Raw genomic sequence first — 15,870 nt, 5'->3', positions numbered from 1 at the left:
CAAGACACGGGAGAGTCGGTCGCCGCCAGGCCTGCCCATCGCAATCGAAAGCGCATGCTCGCACGAGCCCGCGCCGTTCCCTCGACACGACCACCGATCCGGCCCCCGCCGCAGCCTCACACAGGCCGCACGCCCGGCGGGACAAGCCGTACACACTTGGCGCGGGGTGGAGCAGCCCGGTAGCTCGTCAGGCTCATAACCTGAAGGTCACAGGTTCAAATCCTGTCCCCGCAACCAAAACAATCTCGAACGAAGCCCGCCGCGCCCACAAGCGCGGCGGGCTTTTTCGTGCGCCAACGCTGTCAAGCTCAACCAATTCGATATCCGCTCCTGGCAGGGGAGGGGACAAGCCCGAGCCCATTCGCCTGCCTTCCACGAACAATTCCAGGCCAGAGCCACCTCGATGTTGGCCTGGAAGGCACCCGGCCTTAAGATAGGTTGGGGTACGCCGCATCGCGCGGCAGCGGGGGGAGCAGCGATGGTATACGGAACGAGCGGCGCTTTCGCCGCCGAGCGGGACTGAAGACCGCGGCTTGCGGGTTCCGTCCTCAACGTACCAGAACCCGGTCGTGGGCGCGCGTCGCGCGGTCCCGCGGTTGGTGCTCGCCGCGGCAGCCGCGCTCCCGATCCTGGCCGGCTTTCCGAGTCCGGCCCGTGCATTCGATCTGTTCGGTCTCTTCAGCGGCGAGCCGGAGCCGCCGGTCCCCAGCCCGAACGCACTGCCCTACACGTTGCGGATCACCGGGACCGACAACGAAGACGTGCTCCGCGCCCTGCAGGATGCGTCAAGCCTCTATCGCCTACGGCAGGAACCGCCGCCAGACGGTGAAGGGCTCCTGCGTCGGGCCGAGACCGATCTGGCCAAACTCGCCGACGTGCTGTCAGGCTACGGGTTTTATCAGGGCACCGTCGGCGTGCGGATCGATGGCACGCCCGCGACAGGCCGGGCGGCAGAAGCCGTCAGGGCCGCGGAGGGCTGGCGCAATCGCGGCCTCGTCCCGATACGGATCGCGGTTGATCTCGGGCCGCGCTATCGGCTGCGGCGGATCACTGTCCGCGACCCTGCTGGACGTCCCTTCCCGAATTCGGTCCTGCCGCCGCGCGTGACGCGCGTGGACGACGACACCGCGGCCCGTTCCGCGACGGTCCTGGCCCGCGAGGCGCAGATCGTCGACCACTTCCGCGCTCAGGGCCATCCCTTCGCCAAGGCGGTCGCCCGGGACCCGGTGGTCGACGACGCCGCGCACGCGATGGATGTGACCTTTACCATCGAGCCCGGGCCGGTCGCCGGTCTAGGCCCGGTGGCGGTGAGTGGCGCGCCGGGGATCGACCCGGCCACGATCCGCTCTTTCATCTACGCCGAGCCCGGCGATCCGTATTCGCCGCAGGCGCTAGCGGCGATCCGGCGGTCAGTGGCGCGGATCGAGGGGATCGGCGGCGTGCGGGTCCGGGAAGGCACGGCGCTCGACGCCGAAGGCAACCTGCCGCTGTTCGTCGAAGTCACCGAGCGCGAGCGCAACCTCGTGGGCATCTCGGCGCGCTACTCCACAGTCGACGGCCCGGGAGTGCGAGCCTACTACGCCAACCGGAACGTGTTTGGGGGCGGCGAGACCTTCCGGATCGACGCCGATCTCTACTATCTCGGCCTTGGCAACGATCCGTTCGCCACACAGCGCAAGATCGCAGGAATCGGCACCAACGGTCTCGGGGGGCGCCTGTCGGCGACCTACGTCCAGCCGGCTCTGTGGGGCAGCCGGAACGACCTTCTGGCCAACGCCTTCGTCACCCGGGAGGTGCAGCAAAGCTACCTCGTGGATGGCGGCGGCGTATCGGCGGCGATCCGACACCGGTTCTCCGACACGTTCTCGGCGCAGATCGGCCTCGACGCCCAGATCGGCCGCTCGAAGGATGCGCTCGGCACGGTGAACTACCGGCTGATCGGCGTGCCGGCCTCGGTGACCTACGACTCCACCGACAGCCTCCTCGATCCAACGCGCGGCGTGCGGGCGATCGCCTCGCTCGCCGTCTATCCGGGCGCGATCTCGTCGCCCGGGATCGTTGTCGCCAAGGCGCAGGGCTCCACCTACTACGCGCTGGACGAGGAAGCCCGGTACATCCTGGCGGGCCGGGTCGGCTTCGGCTCGGTCTCCGGCGCGCCGCTGGGCGACATCCCGGACAATTTCCGGTTCTTCGCCGGCGGCGGCGGCTCGGTGCGCGGCTATCCGTACCGGACGCTCGGACCCATCGGCCCGTTCAATCTGCCGATCGGCGGCCGCAGCCTGCTGGAGGCGTCCTTGGAGGCCCGGATCAAGGTCACCGACACGATCGGCGTGGTGCCGTTCTTCGACGCGGGCACCGCCTTCGCCTCCGCGGTGCCTGATTTCGACGAGAAGATCCGGAAATCGGTGGGCATCGGCCTGCGTTACTACACCGGAATCGGCCCGATCCGCGCGGATCTCGCCTTCCCGCTCGACCCCTACAAGGGCGGCCACGTCCGTCCGGCCGTCCTCTATCTCAGCCTGGGGCAGGCGTTCTGAATGGATGTTTCACGCCGGCCGACCGGATCGCAGCGCTGGAGCCGCCGGAGATGCGCGTGGCTCGTCGCGCTGCTCGTGACCGTCCTCGCGGTCTTGGGTTCGTCCGTAACCCTCCCGACCCGCGCCGACGAGGGCGACAAATCCGTGCTGGGCGGGCTCCTGTCGCGGGCGCTGTCCACGCCCTCGTCCCGGGTGGCAATCGGCGCCATCGACGGGGCGCTGTCATCCGATGCCACGATCCGCGACGTTGCCGTGAGCGACCGGGAGGGTGTCTGGCTGAAGCTCGATCGGGCCCGGATCATCTGGCGCCGGCTCGCGCTGCTGTCGGGGCGGCTGGAGGTGGACAGCCTGGAGATCGGCCGCATCGAGGTGCTGCGCCGGCCAATCCCGAGTCCGACGCCGCCGGAGGCCAAGCCTGACGGGAAGCTGCTGCCGGACCTGCCCGTGAAGGTCGAGGTAAAAGGCTTCAAGCTGGCCGAGCTGGTTCTCGGGGAGCCAGTGGCCGGGCAGCCCGCCCGCCTCTCGGCCGAGGGGCGTGCCAAGCTCGGCGCGGCGAGCGAAGGGCTCGATCTCCAGGCGCGGGCACAGCGCCTGGACGCCGCGGGACGTTTCCTGCTCTCGCTCGTTTACGTGCCGACGGGCGATCGTCTGGAGTTGAAGGCCAGCTTGATCGAGCCCGAAGGCGGGCTTCTCTCGAAGGCGGCTAATCTCCCTGGAACGCCGCCGATCAATTTCGATCTCGACGGCGCGGGCTCCCTCGACGCGTGGAACGCCAAGCTCGACTTCACCGCCGGGTCCGACATCGGCGCCAGAGGCGGCGCGAAGATTTCCCGCATCGGCGCGGAGCGGCGGCTCGCCCTCGACCTCGCGGCGCGTATCGAGGGCCTCGCGCCGGGACCGGCCGCGTCGATTTTTGCAGGCACGACCAAGCTCGACGGCGGCCTCGCCTTCGCGGATAGCGGCGCCTTCCGGATCGACAGGCTAGAGCTGACATCCCGCACGGCGCGGCTCACGGCCGGCGGAAGCCTGACCAAGGATCGGGTCGCCGACCTGACCCTCCAGGCCCGAGCCCTGCCCACCGAGGGCACGATCACGCGGGCTGGCGAAGCCGAGATCGGCAGTCTCGTCCTAGACGGCAGCCTCAAGGGGCCGCTGACGGCGCCGGAGATTCATGGCAGCCTCGACGCGGCCGGACTGCGCGGCCACGACTCGGCGCTGGAGCGCATCGAGGCGCGCCTCGGCGTGCAACCCAAGGGCGACGCGGCAACGCAGCGCTTCGCGATCCAGGCGGACGGCAAGGTCGAGGGCCTGCGCCTGGCCGATCCGGCCCTGCGCCGAGCCATCGGGAACCGGGCGCAGTTCACTCTTCGGGCGGCGTCCGGGCCGGACGGGGTCATCGACGTCGCCACCCTGCGGCTCGAGTCCGAGACCGCGCGGGCAAGCTACGCCGGCCGTGTCGGCCAGAACACGCTGACCGGCACGGTCGACGCGGCCCTGCCGGACCTCGCGGTGCTCTCAGGCGTCGCGGGCAGCGGCCTCGCGGGAAGACTTGAGGCCAGGGCGCGCCTCAGCGGCGATCCAGCCCGCAAGGCGCTGGCGGCCGACCTCACTGTCTCGACCGCCGGCCTCGTCACCGGGATCGCTGCCGCTGACCGCACCCTCGGGCGTACGCCCACCCTTCAGGGACGGGTCTCGCAATCCTATGACGGCTACGGCTTCGACCATCTGCGCCTCGAGGGCGCGGGCGTCACCGCGACCCTCCAGGGCGAGGCGACCTCGGCCGCGGCCGACGTCGCGGGCCGCTTGGACCTCAAGAGCCTCGCGGATCTGGATAGCCGCCTCACCGGACGTGCCGGGATCGACGCCCGGCTCACCGGCTCCCTGGAGCGCCCCGATCTCGCTGCGACGCTGACGGCGCCGGCTGCCACGGCGGACGGCAAGCCGATCCGTGACCTGCGCGTCGAGGCGACCCTGACGGACGCCCTCTTCGCGCCGGACGGCAGCTTGCGAGTCTCTGGCGACGTGGCCGGCAAGGCGCTGACCGGCGGCGCCCACGTCGCGCGCACGGGCGCCGACTGGGTGCTCGACCGACTCGACCTCAATCTCGGCTCCGTGGCGGTGGCGGGCAACGCCACCGTGTCCGCGGCGACATGGCTTTCCGCTGGCGCTCTCGCGGTGCGCGCCGGCAACCTTGAAGATGTTGCACCCCTGTCACCGCGACCCGTGGCCGGACGCCTCGACGCCACCGTGCTGCTCGCCCGGGACGGTGGGCGCCAGAATGCTGCGATCCGGGCCACCGGCTCCGGCCTGCGCTACGGTGCCTACGCGCTCACCCGGCTCGACGCGGACCTGAAGGGCCGAGACCTCCGGGCCCATCCGATTCTGGACGGGCGTTTGGATGCCGACCGGCTGCTCGCCGCCGACCAGCAGATCGACACGATCCGGCTCGCCGCCGCCGGCGGCCCGAGCGGTAGCGACCTGACTCTGACCGCCAAAGCCCGCGGCTTCAACCTCGATGGCGCGGTCCGGGTCGTCCCGGCTGAGGAGACGCGCATCGAGATCCAGCGTCTGTCGGCCGCCCGGGGCGGCGACCGCTTTGCCATCGACGGACCTGCCACCGTCATCCTCCGTGACGGCGGCGCGATGATCGACGGGCTTGCGATTTCGGCGGGCGCCGGCCGGATCACGATGGCCGGGCGCGCAGGCCGCGACCTCGACCTCCGGATCCGGATCCGTGCGCTGCCCCTATCTCTGGCTCGGATCGCCATGCCCGATCTCGCCCTGTCCGGATCCCTCGACGGTGAGGCGGATCTGCGCGGGCCGGCCGGGCGACCAGAGGGCCGCTACGCGTTGACCGTCTCGAAACTCGTGGCGCCACAAACTCGGCAGGCAGGCCTGCCGCCCGTGGATGCCAGCGCCAAGGGCACGCTGTCCGACGGGCAGGCCAGCCTGGACGGCCGCGTTTCGGCCGGGCAGGGGATCGCCCTCGCCGTCGCAGGCACGCTGCCGGTTGAGACCGGCGGGCCGCTCGATCTCCGCGCCCGGGGCACTCTCGACGCGTCGCTCGCCAACTCGATGCTGAGCGTGGGCGGGCAGAGCGTCGCAGGACGCGTCGCCATCGACGGCGGCGTGACCGGCACCCTTGCGGCACCGCGGGCGCAGGGCGCCGCCGTGCTGAGCGGCGGCAGCTTCACCGATCCGCTCAACGGCATCCGCCTGACCGGAATCGAGGGCCGGGTGACCGGCCGGGGCGACACGATCGTGATTGAGCGCCTGAATGCGGCGACCCGCAACGGCGGACGCGTCGCGGTCACGGGGCGCGTGGCCCTGGAGCCCGGTTTCCCCGGCAGCTTCCATGTCACCGCCGACCGGGCAGAGCTGGTTTCGAGCCCGCTGATGACCGCCGTGTCGAGCGCCGACCTCACCCTGGCGGGCCCGCTGGTGCGGACGCCGAGGATCACCGGCCGGGTCGACGTGGTGTCGATCGACGTCGCTGTGCCGGACCGTCTGCCGGCCACGGTCCGTCCCCTGCCGGGGGTGCGCCACGTCAACACGCCGCCTGAGGTGCGGGTGCGGTTGGCACAGCGGGCCGGTCCGAAGTCGGCTCGGACCGGGCGGCGGCCCGGAAAGCCGGCCGTCCCGTTCGACGCCACCCTCGACGTCGCCGTGAACGCGCCGAGCCGGATCTTTGTGCGCGGGCGCGGTATCGATGCCGAACTGGGAGGGGCGCTCCGGGTTACCGGCAGTTCCGCGTCTCCGAACGCTGTCGGCGCCTTCGCCATGCGCCGGGGACGTCTCGAGCTCGTGGGCCAGCGCCTCGATTTCAGCCGGGGCAAGCTGACCTTCGCGGGGAGCCTGACCACGCCGGAACTCGACTTCGCCGCCGAGACCAAGGCCGGGGACGTCACAGCCCGCGTCGCCGTGATGGGCCCGGCGGACGCGCCGCAATTTGCCCTGACCTCCGACCCGGTGCTGCCCCAGGACGAGATCCTGTCGCGCCTGCTGTTCAAGAAGGCCGCGGGCGGTCTCTCGCCGTTCCAGGCCTTGCAGCTCGCCCAGGCCGTCGCACAGCTCTCGGGCGGCGCAGCGGGGCCCGACGTCTTCGAGCAGGCGCGCAAGGGCCTCGGGCTCGACAGCCTCGACGTGTCGACCGGGGCAAGCGGCGGCCCGGCGCTCGGCGCCTCGCGCTACATCTCGGATCGCGTCAGCGTCGGCGTGAAGGCCGGCGCCAAACCCGCCGACACGGCGGTCGGGGTGGATTTCGACGTCACCCGGCGGATCAAGCTCAAGGGCGAGGCCGGCAGTGATGGGCGGACCAGCCTGGGGGTCGGGGCAGAGTACGAGTGGTAGGCGCACGAGGGTTCCGACGAAGCTGCGACGACACCTCAGAATCACCTGGTCCAGGGATTGATGGTTGGCAGTTCGGCCGCCTCGAAGCGTCCCGTATCACGTGTGGCGACCACGAGGTTCCGCTCGGCGGCAAGGGCGATGATCTTACCGACGACCCGATCCTGAGTGAGATCGCAGTCAGTGACTGAGCTGGTCGATGGGGATCTTTATCGCCAGCCGAGAAAGAACAGCAGAGGAAGAAATCCTGGCAAGCCGGTGCATCTCTGCTAAGTCTGATCACTCTGCGTGAAGTGGGACCGCAACCCGCTCTGCGCCAACCACGAAAACACGCCGCCCGATGGACGACCTTTTCGAGACGGACGACGATCCTCCGGTGCCGGAGGGCGGGCTGCTCCGCATGCTGCCGATCATCAACCGGCGCGGTCTGCACGCACGGGCCTCCGCGAAGTTCGTCCAGACGGTAGAACGCTACCACGCCGCGGTGGCGGTGACGCGCGCGGGCGAGACGGTGGGGGGGCGCTCGATCATGGGGCTGCTGACGCTCGGCGCCGCCATGGGCACCCGCATCGCCGTCACCGCCGTTGGCGAGGATGCCGGAGAATGCCTCGACGCGATCGAGGCACTGCTCGCCAACCGCTTCGGCGAGGACGAATAGCGCGCCGCCTAGGTCACTTTTCCGGGCCACGAGCAGAGGTCGGGGACGAGGCAGCGCGAGCAGGCTGGCTTCCGGGCGGTACAGGTGTCGCGGCCATGCCGGAACAGCCAGACATGCGCGCCGTCCTTGAAGCGGTCGGGCACGAGCCGCGCGAGACCGTCGGCGACGCTGTCGACGGTGGCGCCCGGTGCCAGCGGGATCCGGTTCGAGACCCGGAACACGTGGGTATCGACGGCGATGACGGGCTCGTGGAAGGCGAAGTTCGCCGTGACCTCGGCGCTCTTGCGGCCGATTCCCGGAAGGCGGCGCATCTCCGAGGCGCTGCGCGGGACAGCGCCGCCGAACTCGGAGAGCAGCGCCGCCGACAGTTTGACGATGTTACGGGCCTTCGACGGCCCGAGCCCGACCGGCCGGATGATCTCGGTGATCCGCGCCTCGCCCAAGTCCAGCATCCCGGCCGGATCCTCCACGGCACTGAACAGGGCATCGGCGATGCGGGAAACCGTCGGCCCGGTCGACTGCGCCGAGAGCAGCACAGTCACGAGGAGCCGGTAAGGATCCGTCCGGTCGAACCCGGCCTTCGGGTCCGGGTTCGCCTCGGCCAGCCGCGCGAGCACGGCCCCGACATGCGCCGACTCACCCGTCCCGGGTGACCGGGGTGTCTCGTCCGCCGTGGTCCGACGCTGAGCGGGGCGGAGGCCGTGAAGGGTGTCGCGCGCCATGAGCGCCAGCTAGAGCTTGGACGGATCGGCGACAGACGCCGTGCGCGCGGCGGATTGACCGCTCAGGCCCGAGCGCGCAGCCAGGGCACGGAGGCCCTGCCGACGCCGAGACGGAGCGTTCCAGAGACGATTTCGCCGGCCCGGCGCAGGAACGCGACGCGAAGCGCACTTCTGCGGCCGAACAGGCGGCTGACTGCGCGGACCAGGGATGCCTCGGACGGGTCGGCAATGATCGGCCGGTGAGCAGTCCGGGCCTCGAGTGTCAGGAAGGTCTCGAAGGCGTCGCGCACGGCCTCCGGCTCGGTCACCGTGAGCATCTCGGCGGCGGGCGCCTTCCATCCGTGCGGCCGGGTTCCCACGAAGGCCCCGGTTGGGATCGAGCGCGGCCGCGCGGAGCGATCGACCGCTACGCGGGGTCGGAAAGGCGCCGCGGCCCGCAGGGGCTCGACGGCTCCCACGAGGCGGATGGGCCGCCGCAGCCCGGCGAGCCGTGCCTTCAGCGCGCGGTCGACCGCCAGAGCGGTCGTATCCTCGACCAGTGCCGTGGTTGTGGCTTCGGCGGGCTGCCGGGGATCGGCGCGCCCGCCCCAGGCGAGAGCGATGGCGACCCGGCGTCCGGCGGGTTGGTGGTGGGCCAGCGGCATCAGGTGATCGGGATCGCGGAGTGAATCACCCACGGCATTCCGGACCAGCATGGCCCGCCAGGCCGGCACCGCTTCTTCGTCCACAGCGCTGGGCGCGCGCAAGTTGGCGCGCCACATCTTGGACACGCTGGCCGCTTCCGATCTCGATGGCGCGGCGACGGGACCGGGTGCCGCGGCCGGCATCCCGGACAGGCCGCCCTGTATCACGGTGAAGCGTCGCACCATCGCGTGTCTTGCCTCTCGACGATCCGTCCCGTTTCAGGACGATCCGGCGCGCCCGGGGCGCGGTTCGGAAAGAGAGTTTCAAGGATGATGCCGCCCGGTCTCCTACTCAGAAGCCCGGGATCGCGAGGGGATTGTCGGTGAGCGCGGCCGCGTCCGGCGCATCGACGCGCGGGCGCCCCAGAAAGGCGTCCCACAGTTTGCGCACGAAGGCCGGGTCGAGATCCCGCAGGATCAGCACGAGCCGGGACGTGTGGTCGGGATCGGGCCAGGCGGGCAGGGTGAGCGGCGCGTGGAACACGTGCTGAACGCCGTGAACGACGATCGGGCGCCCTGGATCGTCGGCGAGCGCCACGATGCCCTTGAGCCGCAGCAGCTTCGGCCCGTGGCCGGACCGCAGCAGGTCCATGAACATCTCGAACGACGGGCGGGGCACGGGGGTCTCGCTCGTCAGGCAGACCGCCTCGATGGACGCGTCGTGCCGGTTCACGTCGGCGCCATGGCGGTGGTCGTGCGCCAGGGCCGCGTCGCCGAGCCATGCGCGGACATCGGCTCCCTTGCCGTCGAGGCCGAAGAGGCCGCCGAGCAGGGTCTCTGCGGTGGCATCCGGGAGGACGATCGGGGCCGCCGGATTGAGGGCGGTGAGCCGCGCGCGGAGTCCCGACGTGTCGCCCGCCAGATCGGTCTTGGTCAGCACGATCCGGTCGGCGACCGCGGCCTGGCGCAGGGCCTCCGGGTGGGCGTCGAGGGTGTCGGCGCCCGTGACGGCGTCCACCACCGTCACCACCGCCTGGAGGCGGAACCGCAGCACGAGATAGGGATGGTAGATCAGGGCGTGCAGGATCGGCGCCGGGTCAGCGAGGCCCGTGGTCTCGATCACCACGCGACGGAACGGCCGGATCCGGCCGTTGTCGCGCTTGCGCAGCAGGTCCTCGAGGGTGGCGATGAGGTCACCCCGCACCGTGCAGCACAGGCAGCCGGCGCCGAGCAGGATCATGTCCTCGTCGACGGTCTCGATGAGCAGGTGGTCGAGGCCGATCGCGCCGAACTCGTTGACGATCACCACCGTGTCGGAGAGCGCCGGGTCCCGCAGCAGCCGGTTCAGCAGCGTGGTCTTGCCGGCGCCGAGGAAGCCGGTGAGCACCGTGAGCGGGATCGGCTCCGGGCGGCGGGGATCCGGGGCGGGCGCGGTGGTCTGTGACATGATCGCCGAGGTGGGGTCCGCGGGCGTCCGCGGCAACGGGCCGGGACGCCCGAACGGCGGACCTACTCGCCGGCCGCCGCCTTCTTGGCCGCGGGCTTCTTGGCCGCCGACTTGGCCGCCGACTTCGCCGCCGTGCCGGCCGGGGCCGGCTTATGGGCCGCGGCCTTCGGGGCTGGCTTCGTCAGGCCCTTGCCGGGCTTGGCTTCCGGCATCGACGGGCTCTCGACGGCCGTGTAGGCGCTCGCCGTCCGGGGCAGCGGATGGCTGGGTTTGGCGGCAACCTTCGGGGCCGGCTTCGCGGCGGTCTTGGTGGCGGCCTTGGTGGCGGCCGCGTCCCTGGCGGCCTGCGCGCGCGCCTCGCGGGCCTGCTTGGCCGCCTCGACCGCCGCCAAGCGCTTGGCCTTGGCGGCTTCGAGCTTCGCGGCCCTGGTGTTGGCGGCCGCAGCCTTCTGCTCGGCCTCCTGGGCGTCGAGGATCTGCTGGCCCTCGGCCGGGTTGCGGCCGACCCAGACGGCGATCGGCTGGAGCGGGGCCCGAGGCGGCAGGCTGCGGGCGCGCAGGGCCGGGTTCGAGAAGGCGGCGAGCGCCAGCGCGGGCGAGTTCGCCGCCGCGCCGCCGACCAGCTGCGCCGCCGAACCGGGCGCGCTCAGGGCGCCGGGCCCGTCCTCGATCGCCGGAGGCTTCTTGCCGCCGCACACGAAGGGCCGCATGTCCGGGGGCTGGGGCAGGGCGGAGGCCGGCAAGGCGTCGAGGGTCGGGTTCGTCCAGCCGGCGCCCTGGGCGAAGGCGTAGTCGAACAGGTCGGCGGCCTTCACGTCGCGCTCGCGCGGGCTCGGCTGGCCCATGACGATCGTGACGATGCGGCGGCCGTTGCGGGTCGCGGTCGCCACCACGTTGAAGCCGCCGGAGCAGATGAAGCCGGTCTTCATCCCGTCGGTGCCGGGATAGCGCCCGAGCAGGCCGTTGTGGTTCGGCATGACGGCGCGGCCGAACTGGATGGCCGAGATCGAGAACAGGTCGTGCGAATCCGGGAAGTCGCGGATCAGCGCCCGGGCGAGCACCGCCATGTCCCGGGCGGAGGTCCATTGACGCGGATCGGGCAGGCCGTTGGGGTTGTACCAATGGCTGTCGCGCATGCCGATCCGCACCGCGGTCTCGTTCATCAGGGCGGCGAACGTGTCGATCGAGCCGCCGAGATTCTCGCCGATCGCGTAGGCGATGTCGTTCGCCGACTTCACCATGATGATCTTGAGGGCGTTGTCGAGGGTCAGCTGCGTCCCCGGCTTGAAACCCATCTTCGAGGGCGGCTCCGCGGCGGCGGCGGCCGAGATGGTGATCATCGAATCCAGCGAGACCTTGCCCTGCCGCACCAAGTCGAGGGCGACGTAGGTCGTCATGAGCTTGGTGATCGAGGCCGGGAACCACGGGTCCGTGGGCGCCTGCGAGTAGATCACCTTCCCCGAATCCACGTCGGCCACGAGGATCGGCACCGTGACGGCCTGCGCCGCGACCAGACCGACCAGGGTGGTTCCGAACAGACCCGTCAGCGCCGCAAGCCCGACGGTGAGGCGCCGGTAGAGAGAAGAGGACATTCGAGCCCGACTCGTCAGAGGATCGCCAGGGCCGGCACCGCGAGGCGCCGGTCGTCCGGCCCAATGGCCGGCATGAGGCACAACCCGGGCGGCCGGGTTCGGTCGCCGAGCAGTATCACGGCATGAACGAGTCTACCGTGGCAAGAGCAAGGCGAGACCCCAGGGCGGGTCTGCGCGGCACGGTTGCCGGTGGTGCACAGACGGCCCACAGCTTATGTGCAGGCCGGGCGTCGCGACGACGGTGACTGGGACGACAGTGGCTTACGCGGTCAAGGAGATCTTCCATACCCTGCAGGGCGAGGGTGCCCAGGCGGGACGCGCGGCCGTGTTCTGCCGCTTCGCCGGGTGCAACCTCTGGTCCGGGCGCGAGGCGGATCGCGCCGCGGCCGCCTGCCGGTTCTGCGACACGGACTTCGTGGGCATGGACGGGGAGGGCGGCGGACGCTTCGCCGACGCGGCGGCCCTCGCCGACGCCATCGCGGCGGCCTGGGCGGGGGGGCCGAACAACCGCTACGTGGTGTTCACGGGCGGCGAGCCGCTCCTGCAACTGGACACCCCGCTGATCGCGGCCGTGCACGCGCAAGGCTTCGAGATCGCCATCGAGACCAATGGCACGTTGCCGGCGCCCCCCGGCATCGACTGGATCTGCGTGAGCCCGAAGGGGCGCAATGCGCTGGCGCAGATCACCGGCGACGAGCTGAAGCTGGTCTATCCGCAGGCGGATGCGGACCCGAGCGCGTTCGTCGGCCTCGACTTCCGCCACCGCTTCCTCCAGCCCATGGACGGGCCGGACCAGGGCGCCAGTACGCAGGCGGCGATCGCCTATTGCCGGCGCGATGCGCGCTGGCGCCTGTCGCTGCAGACCCACAAGATGATCGGCATACCCTGACAGGATGTCCGAAAGATGGGAGTCGACAACCTGTCGCCGGCCTTCCCAACTTTCGTGAAATCATCCACGCTGCCTCAGGCATTTCTGCCTCGGGCCTGCGCCGTTGAACTTCACCGAGTCTTTCGAGGTCAGATCGAACACCGTCGGATCGGGCAAACCCATCCGTCCCGGATCTGACGGGATCTGGCCGGTCGATCCGGACCCGCGCCTGACCAACCTCCGCGGCCAGCAGAGGTGGCACTTCGCGCAGGCCCAGCCTGTCGGGGTGGAGGTTGCGGGTCACAGGATCGGAGCCGAGGACGCCCGGATCGGTCTTCTCGGCATCCGCCGGGATGGCCACGCCCGTCCCTTCCCGGCGGCGTTCACGCACGCACCGGCAACTGGCGAAGGTCTCGGCGCCCTGGCGCCCACGCCGGATCCCGCTCAGCTCGATGTCGACCGCGATAGCGTCGTCGAGGTGCCGCTCCCGAGCGGGAGGCCGACGCTGCTCCGCGCCGGGCGGCCCACCGGGCTCTACCTGTTCCAGGACAATCTCGGCGCGCTGGAAGCCTGGACCGGCACCGCGTTCGACACGCTCGGACGCCTTCCGGCGAACCCGGCGGGGTCGGCCCTCGCCACCGGTCCCGGGGGTCTGGCCTACACGATCCCCGACGCGCTGATCTCCGTACCCCTGCCGCAGCTTGGCCCGCGCCTCGATCATGCCGTGGGGCGCGAACGAGGTCTGCGCTTCCTGTCGGCACCCTGCTGGCGCGGGGCCGACCTGCTCGCTTGGGCCGCGCGGGACGGACGGCTCATCCTGTGCCGGAGCCCGGCGGGTTCGGGGGCGCTCGACCTGTTCGATACCGGCCGGCCGGCCCCCGGCGGCACGCTCGCCGGCCCCTCGTTGAACCGCCTCGGCGACGCGGCCTGGACCGGCCCGGACGGCTCCGTCGCGTGCCGGGCCGGCGACGGCGCGGTCGATTTCATCCCCTGGCCGAAGGGCTTTGGCCCCATCCTCGCGCAGGCGCCGTGGCGCGATCGGGCCGACAGGCACCATCAGCTCGGCATGGCGGACGGCCGCTACCACGCCGCCGCGCTGTCCCCGGACGCCGTCCCGCGGCTCCTGGACGGCCCGCACCTCGCCGCCGGCACCGTCACCTACTCGGGGCATGCGTGCTTCGCGGTGCCGTGGCAGGCGCAAACCGAGGCGCTCAACCTCGGCGTCCACGCGGGAAGCCTCCTCGTTCCGCTGCTGGCGATGCCGCGCGACACGATCCTGCTGGCCGTCACGCTGCCGGGTCCGCGCGGCGAATTCCTGCGGGGCGCGACGCTGAGTGCTCCGGCAACCGGCCAAGTGCTCCACCACGCGCACGGGGCCGGCCTGCGCCGCCTGCCGGTCAGCCTGGAGGTCTCCGCCCTCGACGACGCGGGTGCGCTCCTGCACGACGGCGCCCTGTATCTCTGGAGCCGCTCGGGGAGCCGCTGCCACGCCCTGCGGCTGCGACCGGCGTGACGGGCTGGCGGGCGGCCTTTCTGGCGCTCCTCGTCCTCCCGGGTTGGAGTGCCCGCGGGGAGACGCCGGCACGCCACCTGTTCCTGATCCAGGATTCCGGGTGGATGGAACCGTTCCTGACCGCCGGGGACTCGCAGTTCCGCCCCTTCGTCGAGGCGCTGATCGCGGCGGCGGGCGCGCAGGCGGACACGGTGGTGATCGCGGCCTTCGATCAGGACGGTCAGGTCCCGGGCCGCACCTCGCCACGCATCCTGTATCAGGGTCGCTACAGTGCCGATCGCGCCCGGGCCGCGGTGGCGGCGATCGACCTGCCGCGCAAGGCGGGCGGCCGGGCCTATGCGGATGCCGACTTCAACGGCGCGCTCCTCGGCGGGATCCGGATCGGCCTGCAGGGCCGCGACGGCGTGATCTGGATGGTCACGAACAACAAGAATGCGCCGGGCAACAGCGCCGCGGTGGAGCGCAACACGGCAGCCTTCTACGCCAGCCTGCGCGCGTCGCGGGCCATCCCCCGGATCGTCGCCTATCCGGTGCGGATGCCGCTCACGGGCCGGACCTTCTCCGAGGCCGGCTTCGTCGTGTACGGCATCGGCTACGGGCCCGGCGGCGAACGGGCGCTGGAGGCGGCCCTGGGTGCCCCGGGGCTGCGGACGCTGTTCAGCCATCCGGCCGTGACGCTCAAGCCCGTCCCGGGCGGAGCCCTGGCCCTGAGCTTCGACCGCCTCGACAGCGGCGGCCTCGAAGCGGGCCTGGAGGACGGCGTCCTGGTGGTGCGGGGCGCCGACGCCGCGGGCGGGACGGTCCTGCGCTTCACAGCGCACCTGACCAACGGTCTTTATCCGCAGCGGGTCGCGACGGCCGCGCTCGCCCTCGACTGGAGCGAGGGACAGACGGGGACGGACATCGCGCGGGCGGCGGTCGAGCCGGCTTCCCTGGCCGATCTGGCGCCGCAGGCCCGGAGCGCGCCGCTGGGCGTGACCCTCTCCCTGCCGCCGATCCCGCGTCCGCCCGGGTTCGCCGGGCTGCTGACGAACCGCCGCGACGTGGACGGCACCCTGACGCTCCGGCTCTCCGACCTGCACCTCACCCTCGATCCCGACTTCCTGGAGCGCGTGCGGCCGATCTTCGCGAGCCGCCTCCTCGTCGCGGAACAACCCGTGGGGCCGGGCGCCGCGGATGCGGCGCAGGACGGTCTGCCCGGCCTGTTCGGCGACTATCGCGGGGTGTCCGAGGCGACCGTCAGGCTGCCCGTCCGGATCGAGACCGCGTTCCCGCCCTGGCCGCTCGCCGCGGCCTCGGGCGGCACCCTCGCGCTGACCGCCGCCCTCGGCCTCGGCGCCGCCGCGTTCAGGCGCGCGCGCACCTGTACGGTGACGATCGGCGGCTTCGCGAAGCGCGTCAGTCTGCGGCCTTTCCGGCCCGCGGTGCTGCGCGCGCCCGACGGCAGCCGCTGGCGCGTGCGGGCGCGCCCGTGGGGGGCGCCCCGGGTGACCCGCATCGACGAGCCCGGGACCGGCGCATGATCGCCCCTCTCCACAGCCACCGCGTTCCCCTCGACGCGAC

10 protein-coding genes and 1 tRNA gene are annotated in these 15,870 nt (G+C 71.7%); 7 read left to right on the top strand and 4 right to left on the bottom strand.

The features are described from left to right. The first annotated feature begins 160 nt into the window (after nt 1–160). The 4 genes from ACLBX9_RS04525 to ACLBX9_RS04510 all read left to right on the top strand — a co-directional run bounded on the left by ACLBX9_RS04525 (nt 161) and on the right by ACLBX9_RS04510 (nt 7,542). A tRNA-Met gene (locus tag ACLBX9_RS04525) sits at nt 161–237 on the top strand. A gap of 332 nt (nt 238–569) precedes the next feature. Beyond that, nucleotides 570–2,537, top strand: a complete 1,968-nt coding sequence (locus ACLBX9_RS04520; RefSeq protein WP_447718052.1) for an autotransporter assembly complex protein TamA — start codon at nt 570–572, stop codon at nt 2,535–2,537. Next, nucleotides 2,538–6,887, top strand: coding sequence for a translocation/assembly module TamB domain-containing protein (locus tag ACLBX9_RS04515; protein ID WP_447718051.1), 4,350 nt, complete (start codon nt 2,538–2,540; stop codon nt 6,885–6,887). A gap of 337 nt (nt 6,888–7,224) precedes the next feature. Next, nucleotides 7,225–7,542 (top strand): HPr family phosphocarrier protein, encoded by a 318-nt coding sequence (locus ACLBX9_RS04510; RefSeq protein ID WP_010687315.1) that lies wholly within the window; start codon nt 7,225–7,227, stop codon nt 7,540–7,542. Nucleotides 7,543–7,550: 8 nt separating this feature from the next. Here ACLBX9_RS04510 and ACLBX9_RS04505 read toward each other — a convergent pair whose 3' ends face one another. From ACLBX9_RS04505 to ACLBX9_RS04490, 4 genes are all read right to left on the bottom strand, one after another. Then, nucleotides 7,551–8,264 (bottom strand): endonuclease III domain-containing protein, encoded by a 714-nt coding sequence (locus tag ACLBX9_RS04505; RefSeq protein ID WP_447718050.1) that lies wholly within the window; start codon nt 8,262–8,264, stop codon nt 7,551–7,553. A 62-nt stretch (nt 8,265–8,326) separates the two neighbouring features. Continuing rightward, nucleotides 8,327–9,025: a GNAT family N-acetyltransferase gene (locus tag ACLBX9_RS04500; protein ID WP_244625696.1), complete on the bottom strand. Its 699-nt coding sequence runs from the start codon at nt 9,023–9,025 to the stop codon at nt 8,327–8,329. Between the two features lie 214 nt (nt 9,026–9,239). Then, nucleotides 9,240–10,334: a CobW family GTP-binding protein gene (locus tag ACLBX9_RS04495; RefSeq protein ID WP_447718049.1), complete on the bottom strand. Its 1,095-nt coding sequence runs from the start codon at nt 10,332–10,334 to the stop codon at nt 9,240–9,242. Between the two features lie 62 nt (nt 10,335–10,396). Continuing rightward, the gene (locus tag ACLBX9_RS04490) at nt 10,397–11,926 is read right to left on the bottom strand and encodes a D-alanyl-D-alanine carboxypeptidase family protein (protein WP_447718048.1); all 1,530 of its coding nucleotides are present in this window, start codon (nt 11,924–11,926) and stop codon (nt 10,397–10,399) included. Nucleotides 11,927–12,182: 256 nt separating this feature from the next. Here ACLBX9_RS04490 and queE point away from each other — a divergent pair, with 256 nt between their 5' ends. The 3 genes from queE to ACLBX9_RS04475 all read left to right on the top strand — a co-directional run bounded on the left by queE (nt 12,183) and on the right by ACLBX9_RS04475 (nt 15,830). Beyond that, a complete protein-coding gene (gene queE / locus ACLBX9_RS04485; protein ID WP_010687310.1) occupies nt 12,183–12,815 on the top strand; it encodes a 7-carboxy-7-deazaguanine synthase in 633 nt (210 codons plus the stop codon). Between the two features lie 103 nt (nt 12,816–12,918). Beyond that, nucleotides 12,919–14,307 (top strand): hypothetical protein, encoded by a 1,389-nt coding sequence (locus ACLBX9_RS04480; RefSeq protein ID WP_447718047.1) that lies wholly within the window; start codon nt 12,919–12,921, stop codon nt 14,305–14,307. Next, nucleotides 14,304–15,830 (top strand): hypothetical protein, encoded by a 1,527-nt coding sequence (locus ACLBX9_RS04475; protein WP_447718046.1) that lies wholly within the window; start codon nt 14,304–14,306, stop codon nt 15,828–15,830. Before ACLBX9_RS04480 ends, ACLBX9_RS04475 begins: the two co-directional genes overlap by 4 nt. Nucleotides 15,831–15,870: the final 40 nt, after the last annotated feature.

This window comes from Methylobacterium sp. A49B, from assembly GCF_053346215.1.
This window is presented reverse-complemented; position numbering and strand designations above follow the sequence as displayed.

What these genes read in the sequence shown, in the direction of transcription:
- ACLBX9_RS04515 (WP_447718051.1), top strand. Translation starts at nt 2,538, where the DNA reads ATGGATGTTTCACGCCGGCCGACCGGATCGCAGCGCTGGAGCCGCCGG.
- ACLBX9_RS04510 (WP_010687315.1), top strand. Translation starts at nt 7,225, where the DNA reads ATGGACGACCTTTTCGAGACGGACGACGATCCTCCGGTGCCGGAGGGC.
- ACLBX9_RS04505 (WP_447718050.1), bottom strand. Translation starts at nt 8,264, where the DNA reads ATGGCGCGCGACACCCTTCACGGCCTCCGCCCCGCTCAGCGTCGGACC.
- ACLBX9_RS04500 (WP_244625696.1), bottom strand. Translation starts at nt 9,025, where the DNA reads ATGTGGCGCGCCAACTTGCGCGCGCCCAGCGCTGTGGACGAAGAAGCG.
- ACLBX9_RS04495 (WP_447718049.1), bottom strand. Translation starts at nt 10,334, where the DNA reads ATGTCACAGACCACCGCGCCCGCCCCGGATCCCCGCCGCCCGGAGCCG.
- ACLBX9_RS04490 (WP_447718048.1), bottom strand. Translation starts at nt 11,926, where the DNA reads ATGTCCTCTTCTCTCTACCGGCGCCTCACCGTCGGGCTTGCGGCGCTG.